The sequence below is a fragment of the Bacillus sp. Marseille-Q3570 genome, assembly GCF_946151055.1.
GTDB lineage: Bacteria > Bacillota > Bacilli > Bacillales > Fictibacillaceae > Pseudalkalibacillus.
Window position 1 is genome coordinate 499881 of record NZ_CAMGYZ010000001.1, and the last position, 17660, is coordinate 517540.

General features: G+C 42.1%; 18 protein-coding genes. 1 reads left to right on the forward strand and 17 read right to left on the reverse strand.

Annotated elements, in window-relative coordinates:
• Nucleotides 1-17: 17 nt before the first annotated feature.
• The 9 genes from N8M93_RS02600 to rpsU form a co-directional block, all read right to left on the reverse strand.
• Nucleotides 18-254 carry a hypothetical protein gene (locus N8M93_RS02600; RefSeq protein WP_261129533.1) on the reverse strand — a complete coding sequence of 79 codons (237 nt, stop codon included), beginning with the start codon at nt 252-254 and terminating at the stop codon, nt 18-20.
• A gap of 493 nt (nt 255-747) precedes the next feature.
• Nucleotides 748-1713: a PhoH family protein gene (locus N8M93_RS02605; RefSeq protein ID WP_261129534.1), complete on the reverse strand. Its 966-nt coding sequence runs from the start codon at nt 1711-1713 to the stop codon at nt 748-750.
• A 6-nt stretch (nt 1714-1719) separates the two neighbouring features.
• A complete protein-coding gene (gene yqfD, locus N8M93_RS02610; protein ID WP_261129535.1) occupies nt 1720-2907 on the reverse strand; it encodes a sporulation protein YqfD in 1188 nt (395 codons plus the stop codon).
• A 20-nt stretch (nt 2908-2927) separates the two neighbouring features.
• Nucleotides 2928-3212, reverse strand: a complete 285-nt coding sequence (gene yqfC / locus N8M93_RS02615; protein WP_261129536.1) for a sporulation protein YqfC — start codon at nt 3210-3212, stop codon at nt 2928-2930.
• A gap of 411 nt (nt 3213-3623) precedes the next feature.
• Nucleotides 3624-4115 carry a hypothetical protein gene (locus tag N8M93_RS02620; protein WP_261129537.1) on the reverse strand — a complete coding sequence of 164 codons (492 nt, stop codon included), beginning with the start codon at nt 4113-4115 and terminating at the stop codon, nt 3624-3626.
• Complete coding sequence (floA, locus tag N8M93_RS02625; RefSeq protein ID WP_221565655.1) at nt 4115-5122, reverse strand: flotillin-like protein FloA; 1008 nt, start codon at nt 5120-5122, stop codon at nt 4115-4117. The genes N8M93_RS02620 and floA overlap by 1 nt, the downstream gene beginning before the upstream one ends.
• A gap of 4 nt (nt 5123-5126) precedes the next feature.
• A complete protein-coding gene (locus N8M93_RS02630; protein WP_261129539.1) occupies nt 5127-6479 on the reverse strand; it encodes a nodulation protein NfeD in 1353 nt (450 codons plus the stop codon).
• 243 nt (nt 6480-6722) lie between these two features.
• Nucleotides 6723-7166, reverse strand: a complete 444-nt coding sequence (locus tag N8M93_RS02635) for a GatB/YqeY domain-containing protein (protein ID WP_261129540.1) — start codon at nt 7164-7166, stop codon at nt 6723-6725.
• A gap of 15 nt (nt 7167-7181) precedes the next feature.
• Nucleotides 7182-7358, reverse strand: a complete 177-nt coding sequence (gene rpsU / locus N8M93_RS02640; RefSeq protein WP_221565661.1) for a 30S ribosomal protein S21 — start codon at nt 7356-7358, stop codon at nt 7182-7184.
• Between the two features lie 175 nt (nt 7359-7533).
• On the opposite strand from rpsU, the gene N8M93_RS02645 reads away from it, so the two are divergent.
• Entirely contained in the window at nt 7534-8466 is a 933-nt protein-coding gene (locus N8M93_RS02645; RefSeq protein WP_261129541.1) for a Na/Pi symporter, read from the forward strand.
• A gap of 102 nt (nt 8467-8568) precedes the next feature.
• Here N8M93_RS02645 and deoC read toward each other — a convergent pair whose 3' ends face one another.
• The 8 genes from deoC to hrcA form a co-directional block, all read right to left on the reverse strand.
• Nucleotides 8569-9234: a deoxyribose-phosphate aldolase gene (gene deoC, locus N8M93_RS02650; protein WP_261129542.1), complete on the reverse strand. Its 666-nt coding sequence runs from the start codon at nt 9232-9234 to the stop codon at nt 8569-8571.
• A gap of 91 nt (nt 9235-9325) precedes the next feature.
• Nucleotides 9326-10672 carry a tRNA (N(6)-L-threonylcarbamoyladenosine(37)-C(2))-methylthiotransferase MtaB gene (gene mtaB, locus N8M93_RS02655; protein WP_261129543.1) on the reverse strand — a complete coding sequence of 449 codons (1347 nt, stop codon included), beginning with the start codon at nt 10670-10672 and terminating at the stop codon, nt 9326-9328.
• 6 nt (nt 10673-10678) lie between these two features.
• Nucleotides 10679-11434, reverse strand: coding sequence for a 16S rRNA (uracil(1498)-N(3))-methyltransferase (locus N8M93_RS02660; RefSeq protein ID WP_261129544.1), 756 nt, complete (start codon nt 11432-11434; stop codon nt 10679-10681).
• The gene (gene prmA, locus N8M93_RS02665) at nt 11434-12393 is read right to left on the reverse strand and encodes a 50S ribosomal protein L11 methyltransferase (RefSeq protein ID WP_261129545.1); all 960 of its coding nucleotides are present in this window, start codon (nt 12391-12393) and stop codon (nt 11434-11436) included. The genes N8M93_RS02660 and prmA overlap by 1 nt, the downstream gene beginning before the upstream one ends.
• Nucleotides 12394-12457: 64 nt before the next feature.
• Nucleotides 12458-13570: a molecular chaperone DnaJ gene (dnaJ, locus tag N8M93_RS02670; RefSeq protein ID WP_261129546.1), complete on the reverse strand. Its 1113-nt coding sequence runs from the start codon at nt 13568-13570 to the stop codon at nt 12458-12460.
• A 139-nt stretch (nt 13571-13709) separates the two neighbouring features.
• Complete coding sequence (gene dnaK, locus N8M93_RS02675; RefSeq protein WP_261129547.1) at nt 13710-15545, reverse strand: molecular chaperone DnaK; 1836 nt, start codon at nt 15543-15545, stop codon at nt 13710-13712.
• Between the two features lie 219 nt (nt 15546-15764).
• Complete coding sequence (gene grpE / locus N8M93_RS02680; RefSeq protein WP_261129549.1) at nt 15765-16346, reverse strand: nucleotide exchange factor GrpE; 582 nt, start codon at nt 16344-16346, stop codon at nt 15765-15767.
• Nucleotides 16347-16583: 237 nt separating this feature from the next.
• The gene (gene hrcA, locus N8M93_RS02685; protein ID WP_261129550.1) at nt 16584-17618 is read right to left on the reverse strand and encodes a heat-inducible transcriptional repressor HrcA; all 1035 of its coding nucleotides are present in this window, start codon (nt 17616-17618) and stop codon (nt 16584-16586) included.
• Nucleotides 17619-17660: the final 42 nt, after the last annotated feature.

The following is a 17660-nucleotide window of genomic DNA, read 5'->3' on the forward strand; positions in this document are numbered from 1 at the left end:
ACCCATAGGGACAAGGGTTAAGAAAATTTTGTAAAAGAAAACTCGGCAAAGCCAAGCCTTTGGCGCAGGCGAGCCTTAGTTGCGCTAATATTGGAGAAATTATTTTGGTCTTTCTTTAAGTGTAAAGAAGGCATACTTCTATTACCTTTCATGAACGTAAAAAGTTTCAAAAATAACTTCATATTTAAGCAACTGCGGTAAGGGAAGGATTTTTTCAACGCAACTTTTCTAAAAGATTGTTGCTTCTGAGTCATTTTTTAAAAAACACCTTGTGTGCAAGTTGATTGGAGAGCAAGGGGCGAGACTCCTCGAAAATGAAATTCGCATTTTCTTCGTGCGATGCAACGCTGCCGAACTTCCCTTGTCCTGCGGGATCAGCGTGCCTACTACCTGAATAATCTCCTCGAAAGGCATGCGACGAGGAAGCTCGCTTCGATTGGACTTTCGTGTAGACGCAGGAGCACAAATGCTTCCTTGAAAAGGGTCGCAAGGCAACGAGCGGGCACGCTTCGGAAGGCGAGCATCCTGGAGCGGAAATCAACGACTTTTAAAGAAAACTTGGCGAGACCAAGCCTTTTGTAGGTCGAGCCTTAGTTGCCCTTATACTGAAGAAAGTATTTTTTACTTTCTTTAAGTGCAAGTGCAACGAAATTTGCGAAAACAGCCAAGAAAAAAGACCATCCCACACTTCCAGTCAGTTAACTCGATTTTAAAAATGAGAGGTTCTGACTTGAAGCGGGATTGGTCTTAATCATTATCTTCGACTTCATAAGCATTTATGATTTTTTGTACAAGAGGATGGCGTACTACATCGGATTGTTGCATATGCATAATCTTGATTCCTTGAATGTCTTTGAAAATTGTCTGTGCTTTACGAAGTCCTGATGCTTTTCCACGTGGTAAATCGATTTGGGTGATGTCACCGGTAATGATCATTTTGGATCCGAAACCAAGTCTCGTCAAAAACATTTTCATTTGTTCAGGAGTTGTGTTCTGGGCTTCATCAAGAATGACGAATGCCTCGTCCAATGTACGTCCTCTCATATATGCCAGAGGCGCGATCTCAATCGTCCCACGCTCAATAAGTCTTTCCGTATGTTCCACTCCGAAAAGATCATGTAGTGCATCATATAAAGGTCTTAGATATGGATCAACTTTTTCCTTCAAATCACCCGGCAGGAATCCAAGGCTTTCTCCTGCTTCCACTGCAGGGCGCGTCAAGATGATCCTTTTGACCTTCCCTTCCTTCAAAGCTTTAACTGCCATGACAACAGCTAAAAATGTCTTTCCTGTACCTGCAGGACCAATACCAAAGACGAGATCATTTTTTTTGATCGCATTGATGTAATGGCGTTGACCGAGTGTTTTTGAACGAATCGGTCTACCTTTGATATTTGTTGTGATTTCTTCTTCGAATAATTGATCAAGTTCTTCGAGTATGCCTTCATTCGAGAGCTGTACGGCATAGATGACATCCCGGTCAGTGATATTGACACCTTTACGGATCAATGAGAGAAGGGCGTTAAGGACATCTTCAACCAGTTGGGCTGTATCCTCCTCCCCAGTCACAGCTACTCCGCCGCCACGCGTAACGATCTCTACATCCAACGTCTGTTCAAGTGTTTTCAGGTGTGAATCATTAGGACCGAATAAGGCAATGCCTTCCGAAGGATTGTCTATTTGTAAACTCTTTAAATTCAAGTGTTCTGACAATATGGCTCAATCTCCTCCAATTATTGGTTGTTCACTTACAATATTTTCGATGACTTTATAGTACATCGATACTTTTACTTTACCATTGTCAATTGTATGGTGCAAAATTTTTCCGCTCTTGATTGTCGCTTCATCATCCAGTTTGCTTTTCAGATCTTCGCCAGCCATTTCTTTTGCTTTTTCAATGGCTTCGTTCTCTGTATATTTGCGAACGACACGTTCTGATTCCTGTACATCTTTTCTTAAATAAGAGATCGGTAATTCCCAAATGAACATTCGAAACGACTTTTCTTCCTCCAATACTTCATAATTCTCATAGGTGACATCGCTGAATCCCCATATCGGAATATTTTTACCAAATACGCTTAAGTAATGTTTGTGAATATTGTTACCTGTGTAGGTTTCGAAGCTCGACTGCAGCGGCAGCGTCACATCTCCTCGATACCAAACCTCACCGAACACTTTGCCTTTCGCAGCAACGGTACGCGTATTTTTATCTTTTCCAATATACCCTGAAACTAATAATTCTCCCTTTTGGACCAATTGATTTCTTTCCACTTTCGGCTGACCTTGCTCGATGAACATATCTGTAATGAAGGCTTTCTTTTTAGCGATGAGGTTTTGTGGTCCTGTCACCTTCACCTTTTCAGGCAATTCCTTTTGCACGACTTTAAACTTGAAGGTCGTCCCGTCCAACGTGACCCCGACCCACGTGACCTCGTCCATTTTTTCGGTAACATAATATTGGACTTCACGCGGGTCCGGTAATCTGAATAAAAGCTTTCCTTTCTTGATCCCTAACTCATCAACCACTTTTCTGAGGTGATGTTCAGTTTTGGGATCGGCCCCGCTCACTTCAATTTTCCAAACCATGTTGGATAAGAGGAAGACAATAACGAAAAAGGAAAGCAGCCCTATAATGAATCCGCCTCTAGATATCATCCTTTTAACGATGAATGGTGCTCCCTGTTTTCGAACCACTGTAAATCTGCATCCGGATTCCCTTAATCCTTTCCTCATGTGTAGAGCATCATCGGTGAACATATGAAATTCCAGCTGTGATTCATTCCGTCGTCTTATATCCCAAAGGTGAATATTATGATTCAAACAATAATTGAGGAAGGTTTCTGCATGTTCTCCTTCAATTTTTACAATAACAGTTCCTTTGAGGTACTTTGTCCAAAATTTTTTCATGGCTCCTCCCCCTATTGATTTTAAGAAATGTTTATGTAACGCACATCAAGAATTTTACCCTCTACTAAAATTTCCTCAGGGAGGATCGTTTTCAACACAAAATCCTCACCTGTAATCAAGACCTCCCCTTGTTGAAGGTTAAGACGGAGTTCTTCATTAGTGAATTTCTTAACCCCCTTATGGTTTTCAATATATAGGTGCAAATGTCCAATCATCGTGATCCTGGGCAGGTCCATGACGACATCAGCTGGCAACTCCAAAGAACGGGTCATCCACTTTTTCACTTTCTGTTTCAAACGCGCCATAAACGAACCCCCTCTCATCTCATTTTTATGAATGAAAAGCAATAACTATCACCGTTATCCATACTTTCACCATTATATTTTTCATATTTGAATTCATGCGGAAAAGATTATATCCGCTTCCATCAGCAGAAAATGTCCAAAGAGAGGGGCTCATAAGGAAACATTCAGAAACGGAGAATGATTTCATTTTGCATTGAGATCTGTTCAAGTGAGGAGGTTGGTGGATCGCCGTGAGGAAAAGAAATTTGGTAATCAACGATGATGAATATAGAGCGTATAGAAAACTTGGTAAAGCAAGCCTTTGGCGCAGGCTGAGCTTTTGTTGCCCTTATATTGAATAAAGTATTTTATACTTTACTTAAGCAATAAAAAACCATGTACACAAAAATTGCGTACATGGCTTTATCATTTTTACCTTTGTCTTAAACGAGCGGATACAGAATGCGGTTTTCTGGAACGGGGCGGACCAAGCACCTCTGCCCAGATGACCCCCTGAGCAACATTGTCTGGATTAGGCAGAAGTTGACTCTGGGTAGGTTTCGGTCTTGTCTTAGGTTGGGGGCGAGGCAGTCTCGATTCTCTTGGTACATAGTCTCGTGATAATTGTTTTTGAACCGATTGCCCTATTTCCTCCCGTTTTGTTTCGTACATTTCTTGCAAATCTGTAGAAAGCTTTTCACCGCGTTCCTTCCACTGCCGTTCTGATCGTGGCTTCTCCTCAGCACGAGCAGGTCTTGTTTCAACTGGACGCGGCTGTTGTTGATTTTGTTGTGGTCTACGTTTAGGTTGCTGCTGTTCATTTTGTTTTTCGATTTGACGCTTGAAGAAGCTGAGAATCCCGCCAATGACCAAAATCACGAAGAAGATGTTTTGCATCAGCAGTTCAAAGATTGCTTCTAGCACTAGTAAGTGCCTCCTCCTGGATTGTCGTCTTCATCCTTAGGGTCTGTCGCTTTACCGATCGATCCTCTCATATCAGTATCGGCTTTTACGTTATTATAGTTCATATAATCCATGACCCCGATATTTCCTGAACGTAACGCTTCTGCCATTGCCATTGGAACTTCGGCTTCAGCTTCCACAACCTTGGCACGCATTTCCTCAACACGCGCTTTCATTTCTTGTTCTTGTGCTACTGCCATTGCACGGCGTTCTTCCGCTTTCGCTTGAGCGATATTCTTATCTGCTTCAGCTTGCTCGGTTTGTAATTCTGCCCCGATGTTTTTACCGATATCAACGTCGGCAATATCAATCGACAGAATTTCGAACGCTGTACCAGCATCAAGACCTTTTGTAAGTACTGTTTGAGAGATCAAATCCGGGTTCTCAAGGACTTTTTTATGATTATCCGATGAACCGATCGTTGATACGATTCCTTCCCCTACACGGGCGATGACAGTGTCTTCACCCGCACCACCGACAAGGCGCTCGATGTTTGCACGTACTGTGATTCTAGCTTTCGCTTTCACTTCGATACCATCCATCGCCACACCAGCGATAAAAGGTGTCTCGATTACTTTCGGATTGACACTCATTTGAACAGCTTCCAAAACGTCACGTCCAGCAAGATCAATCGCTGCACAGCGTTCGAAGCTCAATTCAATGTTTGCTCTGTGAGCCGCAATCAGTGCATTTACGACCCGGTCTACGTTACCACCTGCTAAGTAGTGACTTTCCAACTGGTTTGTACTAAGTTCAAGTCCAGCTTTTACCGCCTTGATCAACGGATTGATGACGCGTGATGGAATAACACGTCTCAAGCGCATTCCGATCAGTGTGAAAATACTTACTCTTACTCCTGCAGCAAGTGCGGAAATCCACAGGGCTACAGGTACGAACGTGAATAATACGGCCAGGGCGATGATGACTGCCCCTATTAGAATGACCATGGTTAAGATGTTAGGATCCATTTAATTAGTTACCCCCTTGATTTTCTACTTCTACTATTTCTCTAACGATGATTCGAGAACCTTCCGTTTTTATGATTTTTATTGGACGATTTATTCCAATGTAACTGCCTTCGGTGACGACATCATAACGATCTTCTCCGATAATTGCTGTACCCGATGGTCGTAGAGGAGTCATCGTCGTTCCAGTCATACCGATCAACTCACTCTTCGTAATATTCGAAATGTATCCTTTATCATTGGAAGTGGAGTCGAAGAGTATGATTTTCTTTAATGGACCATTATATCCAAAATATCTTAAGAAAAGGATTGACACAATGATTGTAGCAACTAAAGCAATCAAGATTGAAAGCAAGATATTTCCGAGAGATCCACCAGCAAGCACGATACCCACTAACACTGCGATAATTCCTCCAACCCCGAGGATGCCACCTGGCACGAATACCTCAGCTATAATCAATCCAATCCCCAATACAAACAAGATGAGAGATTCCCAACCTGCAAGTCCAGCGATCATATGGCCAAAGAAGAATAAAAGTAAAGCACCTAGTCCGAATGCACCTGGAATACCAAATCCTGGTGAATAAAGTTCAAGCACCAGTCCGATACTCCCAATGGATAATAAGATCGGAACGACGACTGGATGTGTTACATAACGGGCGATTGTTTCAGCAAAAGATACTTCAATCTCCTTGATTTCAGCATCAGGTACTTCAAGATAGCTCAATAGTTCATTGCGATTACTGACAATCGCTTCTGCATAACCGACTTCTTTCGCTTGTGTCGCATTCAGCGTCAGGAATTCCCCCTTCGATACACCCAATTCTTCAATCTCAACATCAGGATCTGCCATTGCTCTAGCATATTTCGGGTCACGATCGTTTAACTCTGCGGAAGCTTCCATTGTGGCGATCCATGCTGATTCAGCTTTTTTCCCTGCTGCATTACCCTGGGAATCGATGACTCCAGCAGATCCCATCGTAGTCGATGGTTTCATCACGATCTGATCCGCATTTAAAGCAATGTACGCTCCGGCAGATAAAGCGTGTTTCGTAACATATGCAACGATCGGCACCTCAGACTCCCTCATGATCTTTGCAATGTTTCCAGCTGCATCGACCAGTCCACCCGGTGTATCCAACTCCAGGACCAAGTAGTCTGCATTGTTATCTTCAGCGGTTTTGATGGAACGTTTAATAAAAGATTCTAAGCCTCTTTCCACCGCGTCCTGAACAGGGGCAACATAAACAACCGGCTTCCCGTCTTCAGCTTGTGAAGGATTTATTTGTACAAGAATCATTGGTAATAAAATCAAGAGCATATAGAATGTGATCTTCATATTTCTTGTTAACAATTTCATAAAACCCACCCCCTTTACTATCTACACTTTCTACGTATAATAATACATTTAAGTTTCACATTTTTAAAAGGAAATATTTTTGTAAGAGCAAACATCGAAAATATGAGTTGAGAGTTATCCAAATACTCCGGAGTTTTGGTAAGATAATCCGAAATTTTGTCTATAAAATCCGAACCATATCCACACAACTCTCTAAAGCGTAAAAAAACGCCTTGCATATGCAAGACGTTTTCAGCTCATTTATTATGATAAGTTCTGTTGTACTAAACGGTTCACAAGACCACCATCTGCCTTGCCTTTCACTTTAGGCATGATGGCTCCCATCACTTTACCCATATCCTGTTTTGAAGTTGCTCCTACTTGTTCAATCGTTTCTTTGACAAGTTGATTGACTTCTTCTTCGGATAATTGTTCAGGGAGATACTCATTGAGTATTTCAATCTCTTGACGTAAGTTTTCGACTAAGTCTTCACGACCAGCCTTTTCGAATTCCTGGAGGGAGTCTTTCCGTTGTTTAACTTCACGTGAAAGAACCGTTAATTCCTCTTCTTCATTCAATTCGTGTCCTAACTTGATCGACTCGTTCTGAAGAGAAGACTTCACCATACGAATGACCGTCAGTCGTTGTTTTTCTTTATTTTTCATCGCTTGTTTCATATCTTGATTCAAACGGTCAAGAAGACTCAATTAGAACACCCTCTCTTAGTACTTACGCTTACGAGCTGCTTCAGACTTCTTCTTACGCTTTACGCTAGGCTTTTCGTAATGCTTACGCTTACGTACCTCAGCCAATGTTCCTTCTTTAGAAACGTTGCGCTTAAAACGACGAAGTGCATCTTCTATAGATTCGTTCTTACGAACACTTGTTCTAATAGACATATATTTCCCTCCCTCCAAGCTCCTTCAAAAAAATAGAAAAGGAGCGAAAAACCATATCTTTAAACATTATAATATATGCCTATTTTTTTCGTCAACTTTATTTCCTTTATTCGTGTAATTATTTCGTCATGTCCTAAACACCTCGTCCATAAAATAGACTAGAGGTGAAGATCAGATGACACAGATAATCTCATTATTCGCAGTTTTTTTGACGATATTCATTTTCGGAATGACTGTGATGCGTCTAGGTTTGAATACTGCTTCTCAAGAAAAATTCAAGGATTTACTTCTTCGTTATACAGATAAGACCTGGAAAGGTTTTTTATTAGGCGCGTTGCTTACTGCCGTCGTACAAAGCAGTTCTGCTGTCATGGTGATCGTCATCGGTCTTGTTGCGGCTGGTCTCATGAGTTTCCGGCAATCGATTGGAATCATACTTGGAGCGAATATCGGGACAACCGTTTCTACTGAGATCATAACACTTGAACTTAATCAGATGATCATACCGTTTCTGATCATCGGGTTCATAATGATTCTTTATCCGAGTAAATGGTCGTTTTGCTCCGGATCAGCCCTATTCGGGTTAGGATGCATGTTTGTAGCAATGAACGGTTTTGAAGCTTTAGCAGGTCCAATAACTGAGCTCTCATGGGTTCAGCATTTCCTTCAAAGGACAAATGAACATATATTATTCGGATTAGGCCTGGGAACGACAATGACAGCGGTCATCCAGTCCAGTACAGCCACTACAGCTATCATCATGTCGCTCATGCACGAGAACATCCTTACATTAACATCAGGCATCGCTATCATGTTAGGTGCTAATGTCGGGACTTGTGTCACGGCAGTGATTGCATCCCTTGGTACGACACGTGAAGCGAAGCTCGTCGCTTTTGCCCATATTTGGATCAATATCATCGGTGTGTTCCTATTTCTTCCGTTTTTGAAAATCTTTTCGGAGTTCGTCATTTTGTTGACCCACCTTCCAGACGTGCAAATTGCACATGCCAGTGTGTTGTTCAATGTCATTTCATCCTTATTGCTGCTGCCATGTGCAGGTTTACTTGCGGCTTTGATTACGAAGCTTCATGGGGAAAGAGCAATATAGTTTTAAGTTTGAAACCAACAGAGTAGATTAACAAATCTTATCTAAAAAAGAAGCTGTCCAAATGTGTCAGACACATTTGGACAGCTCCTTTTTGCATTCGTATTAATAATCTGATTGTGAAGTTTCACCTTTAACGATAGCGATTCCTGAACTTGCACCGATTCGTGTTGCTCCAGCATCGATCATTTCTTTTGCGGATTCTGGTCCTCTTACTCCGCCGCTCGCTTTTACACCGATTTCTGGTCCTACGACCTTACGCATCAATGCCACGTCTTCCGGAGTTGCTCCACCTGTTGAAAAACCAGTAGATGTTTTTACGAAATCCGCTCCAGCATTCACTGAAAGTTCACATGCCTGTTTCTTTTCTTCGTCAGTAAGAAGACATGTTTCAATGATCACTTTCGTAAGAGCTTTCCCTTTTGCGGCATCAACAACCGCTTTGATATCTTCCTTCACTAAATCGTAGTTTTTACTTTTAAGTGCACCGATGTTGATGACCATATCCACTTCTGTCGCTCCGTTTTCAATCGCATTTTTGGTTTCGAACGCTTTTGTTTCAGGAGTTGATGCACCTAACGGGAAACCGATTACTGTACATACTTTCACGTCTGTATCTTTCAGGATTTCGAATGCTGTTCCAACCCATGTTGGATTAACACAAACAGAAGCAAATGAATATTCTTTTGCTTCTTCAGCAAGCTTTACAATGTCTTCTTTTGTCAATTCCGGCTTTAATGCTGTGTGGTCGATCATTTTGGCAATGTTCATACTCGCATCTCCTCTTTAATCATTAACTTTTGCCCTTTTAATCACGCGTGTTGTTATCAACAACATGTCTTAACTTTAACATCTTGTTTTTTTAAGCCGACGCGGTTGTCTGCTCTGAATCCATGACTCTGACAAATTGTCCTTCGTTTACAGGGTATCCTGCTTGGGTAATCTTTACACGAACGAGCTTGCCAATCATGTCTTCAGTCGCAGGAATACGGACTTTCATATAATTCGCTGTATAACCGATGTACAGATCTCCGTCCGGATTCTCTTTATCAAGTTCCTCCGGGATGATGTCAAGGACTTCTCCTTCATATTGAGAGGCATATTCCTTTGCTAATTGATTCGAAAGCTCAATCAACCGATGGACGCGTTCATTTTTCACATCCTCAGGAACTTGATCTTCCATATTGGCTGCAGGTGTTCCTGTTCTGCGACTGAACGGGAATACATGAAGTTCAGAAAACTTGTGATCTTTAATGAAATCATATGTTTCCATGAATTCTTCCTCTGTTTCTCCCGGAAAGCCGACGATCACATCTGATGTTATCGCAAGCCCTGGTAGCGCTTTTTTCAATTTGTTCAGTCGATCCGCAAACATTTCCATACTGTACTTTCTCCTCATACGCTTTAGCACCGTATCAGATCCAGATTGCAATGGTATGTGGAGATGAGGGACAACAATATCAGAACGATCCAATACGTCGATCACTTCATCGGTCACCTGGCTCGCCTCGATAGAAGAAATCCGTAAACGTTTCAAGCCTTTGACCTGTTTATCAATATCTGATAAAAGCTGGGCGAAATTATAATCTTTCATGTCCTCGCCATAGCCAGCTGTATGGATTCCTGTTAGAACGATTTCTTGATAGCCAGCATCCACAAGCTGCTGAGCTTGTTCGATGACATGCTCTGGTTTTCTTGAGCGTAAAAGTCCACGCGCCCAGGGAATGATACAGAAGGTACAGAAATTGTTGCAACCTTCTTGGATCTTTAATGAAGCACGTGTACGATCGGTGAAAGCAGGAACCTCAAGCTCTTCATAGACCCGTGCTTTCATGATATTTCCTACTCCATTGATCGGCTGACGTTCACGTTTATATTGCTCGATGTATTCGAGCATCTTCACTCTGTCTTGTGTTCCTACGACGACGTCCACACCTGGAATCGCCATTACCTCGGCAGGTGAGGTTTGTGCGTAACATCCTGTTACACATATGACGGCATCGGGATTTTTCCGGATGGCACGGCGAATTACCTGACGACTTTTTTTATCCCCAGTATTCGTTACGGTACAAGTGTTGATCACATACACATCCGCACGCTTTTCGAAATCTGTACGCTCGTAATCTTGACTCTGGAATAGCTGCCAGATCGCTTCAGTTTCGTAATGATTCACTTTACATCCTAATGTATGAAACGCTACAGAAGGCATTTATGGTCACCTCAATAATTCTAAATGATAAGAAATAGCAGAGAGTACATATAATGAAGCAGTCTCTGTCCGAAGAATACGCGGTCCAAAACCACAGGCGATAAAACCGGCAGCCTGAAGATGTTGGACTTCATCTACTGTCAAACCACCTTCTGGTCCTATGACAATGATGATATTCTCATTTCCGATATCCGCTCTGCTAAGAAGCTTTGCCAGTCGGGACGTTTCGTTCTGTTTCGCTTGTTCTTCATATGCAACGATTTTCATCGTATACGATTCACTTAGAGAAATCAATTCCTTGAAAGAAACCGGTTCGATACATTCAGGCATTTTGTTTCGATGCGATTGTTCAGCGGCTTCTTTAATGATCTTTTGCAATCGATCTGTTTTCTTTTTGGACTTTTTAGAGTCCCATTTCACAATCGACCTGTTTGCTTGAAAAGGAATGAATCGCTCAGCACCGAGTTCGGTACCTTTCTGGACAATCATCTCTAGTTTATCATGCTTTGGGAGACCTTGCGCAACCGTTACAGAAATTGGCAGTTCTGTTTCGTTTTCTATCCATTCGGCTACCGAAAGTTCCACAGATGAATCTGTCAACTCAAGAATCGTACAATTGGCCACACGACCTTGATTGTCGCTGCAAATCACTTGATCGCCAGGAGACATCCTCATAACTTTCGAGATATGCTTTACATCTTCCCCTTCAATCGTAACCAAGTTATCAGTCATTTGATCAGGCTGGACGAAGTACCGTTGCATTATTGTGTCCCCTGTTTTTGTAAAGGTTTTCTCGCAATGAAAGCGACCCAGTCTTCCATAAGTAACGTTTCATCTATGACGAATCCATGCTCAAGAAGTGCTTGTTTCACTTCATCCTTTTTTCCTTTAATGATCCCTGAAACAATGAACTTCCCATCAGGTTTAAGTAATTTGAAAGCATCCTCATCAAAGCGGAGGATGATTTCTGCTAATATGTTCGCTACGATCATGTCATATTCGCCGCTGACGTTATCCAGAAGGTTGTTTTGACTTACTGTGATCTGATCCTGGGATTTATTTAGCTTGATGTTCAATCGAGCACTTTTCACTGCGATTTCATCCAAATCCAATGCAGTTACATGCTTTGCCCCAAGTTTCGCTGCAGCAATACTTAGAACTCCTGATCCTGTTCCGACATCAATCACTTCATCGTCAGGTTCCACAGTTTTCTCTATTGCCTGGATACACATGACAGTCGTAGGGTGAGTTCCTGTTCCAAAAGCCATTCCTGGATCAAGTTCTACGATCAGTTCATCCGTACTTACTTTTTCATACTCTTCCCACGTTGGTATGATCGTGATTCGTTTAGAAATTTTCACAGGCTTATAATACTTTTTCCAAGCTGTCGCCCATTCTTCCTCATGTACTTCACTAATTGTGATTTTATTATGGCCGATATCGATATTATGAAGCAACAGTCCATTGACCGCTTCTTTTATCTCTTCGACAGTCTCACCTAAAAAGCTGTTAACTGGCAAATAAGCTTTTACGACCACACCTTCCTCAGGGTAATCGTCCGGATTCAGCTGGTAGATCTCTCCCATAGAGGTATCCCACACTTTCACCAAGTCTTGCGGATCTTCAATTACAACTCCACTAGCTCCAGATTCGTGCAGGATATTCGAAATCGGTTCAATTGCTTCCTGTGTTGTAAGAATGCTGATTTCAGACCATTTCATGAGATCTACCATCTTCCTTTCATTTTTCATTCATCAGGATCGTCCGGGTACTTTATTTCAGTTGTTATTCGCCTTTAAAAGCTCTTTTTACTTTACTGAACAAATTGTCATGCTGTTCATCTACTGTTTCTCCACTGATATCAGCAAACTCACGAAGAAGTTGTTTTTGTCGTTCGTTCAGGTTTTTCGGTGTAACCACTTTCACTTTGACATGCTGGTCCCCTTGACCGTAACCGCGAACGTTCTGAACACCTTTTCCGCGAAGACGGAAGTTCGTTCCTGATTGGGTCCCCGCTGGAATCTTAAGCTTCACTTTGCCATGTAGTGTCGGAACTTCAATCTCATCCCCTAGTGTTACTTGAGAAAATGTAAGCGGCATATCAATGAATATATCATCTCCATCGCGCTTATAAAGCTCATGCGGAGATACACGAACTACCACATAAAGATCTCCAGGAGGTCCGCCATTCTCCCCAGCTTCCCCTTTTCCGGCTACACGAATTTGTTGACCGTGATCAATACCAGCCGGAATTTTCACATGGATTTTCTTCTGCTTGCGTACTTTGCCTTTTCCACCACAAGTATGACACTTATCCTTGATGAATTTGCCTGTTCCGTTACAGTGGTGGCAAACCCTGCGGTTTACTACACGGCCGAATGGTGTATTCTGTTCGACATTCAATTGACCGCTGCCGCCGCAATGTGAACATGTTTCAGGCTTTGTTCCAGGTTTCGCTCCAGAACCAAAGCATGTATCACATTCTTCTTCCTTAGGGATTTGAATATCTGTCTCTTTACCGAATACAGCTTCTTCAAATTTAAGAGTCATCGTATATTGCAGATCTGCACCTTGACGGGGAGCATTCGGATTTCTACGTCCACCACCACCGCCAAAGAACATATCGAAAATATCACCGAAACCTCCGAAGTCTGCTCCACCTGCACCAAATCCCTGGTTAGGATCTGAATGTCCAAACTGATCATAGTGGGCTTTCTTCTGAGAATCACTCAAGACATCATAGGCTTCCTTGACTTCCTTGAATTTCTCCTCAGCATCCGATTCTTTATTGACATCCGGATGAAATTTCCTGGCGAGTTTTCGATAAGCTTTTTTTATTTCATCAGTCGAAGCGTTCTTGTCAACGCCAAGGACTTCATAGTAATCACGCTTACTCAACACTCTCACTCCCGGTTCTTTTACATAACGATTATCATATCACTATAGTCTACAATTCTGCAACATGTTGCCATTAAATTGCCCTAGCATAGAAAAAGCCAAAGCCTTGAAGACTGACTTTGACTTTTCCTTATTGTGGTTACTTCTTCTCGTTATCGTCGTTTACTTCCTCATAATCAGCATCCACTACATCATCATTTTGGGCGTTTTGATTTTCTCCGCCTTCTTGTGCAGCTTGAGCTTGCTGAGCAGCTTGTTCATATAGTTTTGTTGATAGCTCTTGAACGACCTGTTGCAATTCGTCTTTTGCTGTTCGGATCTCTTCAAGGTCGTCTCCTTCTAGAGCTTTTTTCACTTTATCCTTTGCTTCATTCGCTTTTGTCACATCAGCTTCGTCGACGTTACCTTCAAGATCTTTCAAAGTCTTTTCAGTTGTGAATACAAGCTGATCTGCTTCGTTGCGAAGGTCTATCGCTTCACGACGCTTTTTGTCTTCTTCTGCATTTTCTTCTGCATCTTTTACCATCTTTTCGATCTCTTCTTCTGAAAGACCGGAAGAAGAAGTGATTGTGATGGATTGTTCTTTGTTTGTTCCAAGATCTTTCGCCTTAACATTTACGATACCGTTCGCATCAATATCGAATGAGACTTCGATTTGTGGTACCCCACGTGGTGCTGGTGGGATGTCAGTCAATTGGAAACGTCCAAGGGTCTTGTTGTCTGCAGCCATTTCACGCTCACCTTGAAGGACGTGGATATCGACAGACGGCTGATTATCTGCAGCAGTCGAGAAAACCTGTGACTTACTAGTCGGGATCGTCGTATTACGCTCGATAAGCTTCGTATTCACTCCACCCATCGTTTCGATTCCAAGAGAAAGTGGTGTTACGTCTAATAAGACCACATCCTTTACGTCACCTGTAAGAACACCTGCTTGGATTGCTGCACCAAGTGCAACCACTTCATCAGGGTTGACACCTTTGTGCGGATCTTTACCAGTGACTTTCTTGATTGCTTCTTGTACAGCAGGAATACGAGTTGACCCCCCGACAAGAACAACCTTGTCAATCTCAGATGGCGTAAGGCCAGCATCTTTGATCGCTTGACGGGTTGGTCCCATGGTACGTTCAACTAGTCCTGAAGTCATTTCGTCGAATTTGGCGCGTGATAAGTTCACTTCCAAGTGTTTTGGACCAGATGAATCAGCAGTGATGAATGGCAACGAAATTTGAGTTTGCGTTACACCAGAAAGGTCCTTCTTCGCTTTCTCTGCAGCATCCTTCAAACGTTGAAGGGCCATTTTATCTTGAGAAAGGTCAATTCCATTCTCTTTTTTGAATTCGCTCACGAGATAGTCGATGATCGCTTGGTCAAAATCATCTCCACCAAGTTCATTATCGCCGGATGTTGCTTTAACTTCGAAGAATCCATCTCCAAGTTCAAGCAGGGAAACGTCGAATGTTCCTCCACCAAGGTCATATACAAGAATTGTTTGATCATCTTCTTTTTCAAGACCATATGCTAGCGCAGCTGCTGTAGGTTCGTTGATGATACGTTCAACTTCCAACCCTGCAACTTTTCCAGCGTCTTTCGTTGCTTGGCGCTGAGAATCATTGAAGTAAGCCGGCACTGTGATGACAGCCTTAGTTACTTTTTCACCAAGGTATGCCTCAGCATCAGCTTTAAGCTTTTGTAGGATGATAGCTGAAACTTCCTGTGGTGTGTATTCTTTTCCTTCAGCTTCTACTTTATAGTTAGTACCCATATGACGTTTGATAGAAATGATCGTATTCGGATTCGTAACAGCTTGACGTTTTGCGACTTCTCCGACTAAACGCTCTCCATCTTTGAATGCGACGACAGATGGTGTCGTGCGGTTACCTTCGGGGTTCGGGATTACTGTTGCTTCCCCACCCTCCATTACGGCAACACAAGAGTTTGTTGTTCCTAAGTCAATACCAATTACTTTACTCATGACAATTCCTCCTATATTTAATATGTAACGTTTTGATTTGTGCTGAACGTGAGTTTGTTCACTTAAGTGAAATACACTCTATTTCCTTGTCCATGTGCAAGCTTTCTGGCTTACACATGGATGTGCGTGATGCTGAAGTCTTTCATGGCACGTTTTCCGGAAGAGTGTCGCGTATTTTCAACACTACCAATTAAAGGTGATCAATTAGTGAATTGATAATCACTTTGAATTCACTTTCACCATTGCAGGACGTACAACACGGTCTTTCAATTTGTAGCCCTTTTGTAGGACCTCTACGATCGTATTGTCTTCGTAATCATCTTCCTGTACTTGCATGACTGCCTGGTGCTGATGAGGATCAAACACCTCTCCTGCTCCCGGCACTTCCTCCACACCTTCATTCTTCAATACCTCAATCAACTGATTATAAACCATCTTCATTCCTTGATGTAAAGAATCAGCTTGTTCAACATCAGTTTGTACATTCAAGGCACGTTCAAAGTTATCGATGACTGGAAGCAGCCCTTCTACAATTCCTTGTGCTCTATATTTCGCAGCCGCTTCTTTTTCTTCTCGCGTACGGCGACGGAAATTATCATAGTCAGCTTGCACTCGGATCATACGATTTTTTATTTCTTCGAGTTCCTTTTCTAATTCAGTCACTCGGTTATCTTCTTCATTTCCAAGCTCAATCGTGTTATCGGCAGACTCCTCTACCGTTTCTTCATCTCGATTTTCCTCTTTTGATTCTTCGATGGATTCTTCATTATCTTGAACACGCTGTTGTTTGTTTTCTTCCACTACACTCACCTCCCTGACCTGATCAATGATTCTATCATCAATCTTAATTCCGTTAAAGAAAACTTGGTAAAGCCAAACCAATGGCACAGGCTGAGCCATTAGTTGCGCTTATACTGAAGAAAGTATTTTTGCACTTTCTTCAGTATAAAAAACATACTGAAGAATGGGAGATAAAGAGTTCTCCCACCCTTTAAATGTGTTGAATAAGTTTTCGTCCTTATAAAGGTATTACCACAATCAGTTTGAATAATACCGTTGCGTAAGTACTCTCGTCAAATCTTTTGAAAGCAGATCAAGCAATCCGATCACTCGTGGGTATTCCATTCGGGTCGGTCCCAGGATGGCAAGAGTCCCCATATGCTGTCCGCCTATAGAGTAACTTGCCGTGATCAGGCTGCAATTCTTCATCTCCTGGATGGTGTTTTCAGCGCCGATTTTGACATTGATCTTATCAGTATTCCCTTGATGTAGAAGCTGATGGATCAAATCTTGCTTCTCGATCGCATTATAAAGAGCTTTCACTTTTTCGACATCCTGGAATTCAGGCTGATTGAGAATGTTCGTTTTACCGCCATAATAGATTTTGTCGGATTTTTCGTTTTTGAAGAGTTGTGCCAGGAAATCAAGTGTCTTCTCATAATTATGAAGATGTGTTTTCAATAAACCTTGAACTTCTTGATGCAACTTCATCTTCAGATGTGAAAACGGGACACCCTTCAAACGTTCATTTAAAATGTTGACCGTCCGCTCAAGGTCAGTTGCATCCATTTCATCCGGCAATTCGACCGTATATTTTTCTACGTGTCCGGTATCTGTAATCAATACAAATATCGCAGTACCTTTAGAAATAGGAACGATCTGCAAATGCTTCAGCTTCGTTTCATAAACTTCAGGTCCTAAGATGATGGATGTATAGTTGGTGATTTCAGAGAGTAGATTCGCTGAATGTTCAATCAACATCTCTAGCTCCAGCATCTTTTCATGGAACAAAGAATGAATCCGCTTCATATCCTTGTTTCGCATTTCTACAGGTGACAATAGATTATCCACATAGAAACGGTACCCTTTTTCAGAAGGGATCCGCCCTGAAGAACTGTGTGTCTTTTCGATAAAACCCATATCTTCAAGATCAGCAAGCTCATTTCGAATCGTTGCAGAACTGAACGAAATGTCCTGCCGCTTAGAGATACTCCTTGATCCGAGAGGCTCAGCATTCTGTATATATTCATCAATAAGTATTTGGAGAATCAACAGCTGACGATCCGTTAACATCGAATCTCATCCCCTTTGTTAGCACTCGATCTGTTTGAGTGC

Bases quoted from the DNA above. Each gene is read 5' to 3' on its own strand.
- N8M93_RS02600 (WP_261129533.1), bottom strand. From the start codon at position 254: ATGACTCAGAAGCAACAATCTTTTAGAAAAGTTGCGTTGAAAAAATCC.
- yqfD (WP_261129535.1), bottom strand. From the start codon at position 2,907: ATGAAAAAATTTTGGACAAAGTACCTCAAAGGAACTGTTATTGTAAAA.
- yqfC (WP_261129536.1), bottom strand. From the start codon at position 3,212: ATGGCGCGTTTGAAACAGAAAGTGAAAAAGTGGATGACCCGTTCTTTG.
- floA (WP_221565655.1), bottom strand. From the start codon at position 5,122: ATGGATCCTAACATCTTAACCATGGTCATTCTAATAGGGGCAGTCATC.
- N8M93_RS02630 (WP_261129539.1), bottom strand. From the start codon at position 6,479: ATGAAATTGTTAACAAGAAATATGAAGATCACATTCTATATGCTCTTG.
- rpsU (WP_221565661.1), bottom strand. From the start codon at position 7,358: ATGTCTATTAGAACAAGTGTTCGTAAGAACGAATCTATAGAAGATGCA.
- N8M93_RS02645 (WP_261129541.1), top strand. From the start codon at position 7,534: ATGACACAGATAATCTCATTATTCGCAGTTTTTTTGACGATATTCATT.
- deoC (WP_261129542.1), bottom strand. From the start codon at position 9,234: ATGAACATTGCCAAAATGATCGACCACACAGCATTAAAGCCGGAATTG.
- mtaB (WP_261129543.1), bottom strand. From the start codon at position 10,672: ATGCCTTCTGTAGCGTTTCATACATTAGGATGTAAAGTGAATCATTAC.
- N8M93_RS02660 (WP_261129544.1), bottom strand. From the start codon at position 11,434: ATGCAACGGTACTTCGTCCAGCCTGATCAAATGACTGATAACTTGGTT.
- prmA (WP_261129545.1), bottom strand. From the start codon at position 12,393: ATGAAATGGTCTGAAATCAGCATTCTTACAACACAGGAAGCAATTGAA.
- dnaK (WP_261129547.1), bottom strand. From the start codon at position 15,545: ATGAGTAAAGTAATTGGTATTGACTTAGGAACAACAAACTCTTGTGTT.
- hrcA (WP_261129550.1), bottom strand. From the start codon at position 17,618: ATGTTAACGGATCGTCAGCTGTTGATTCTCCAAATACTTATTGATGAA.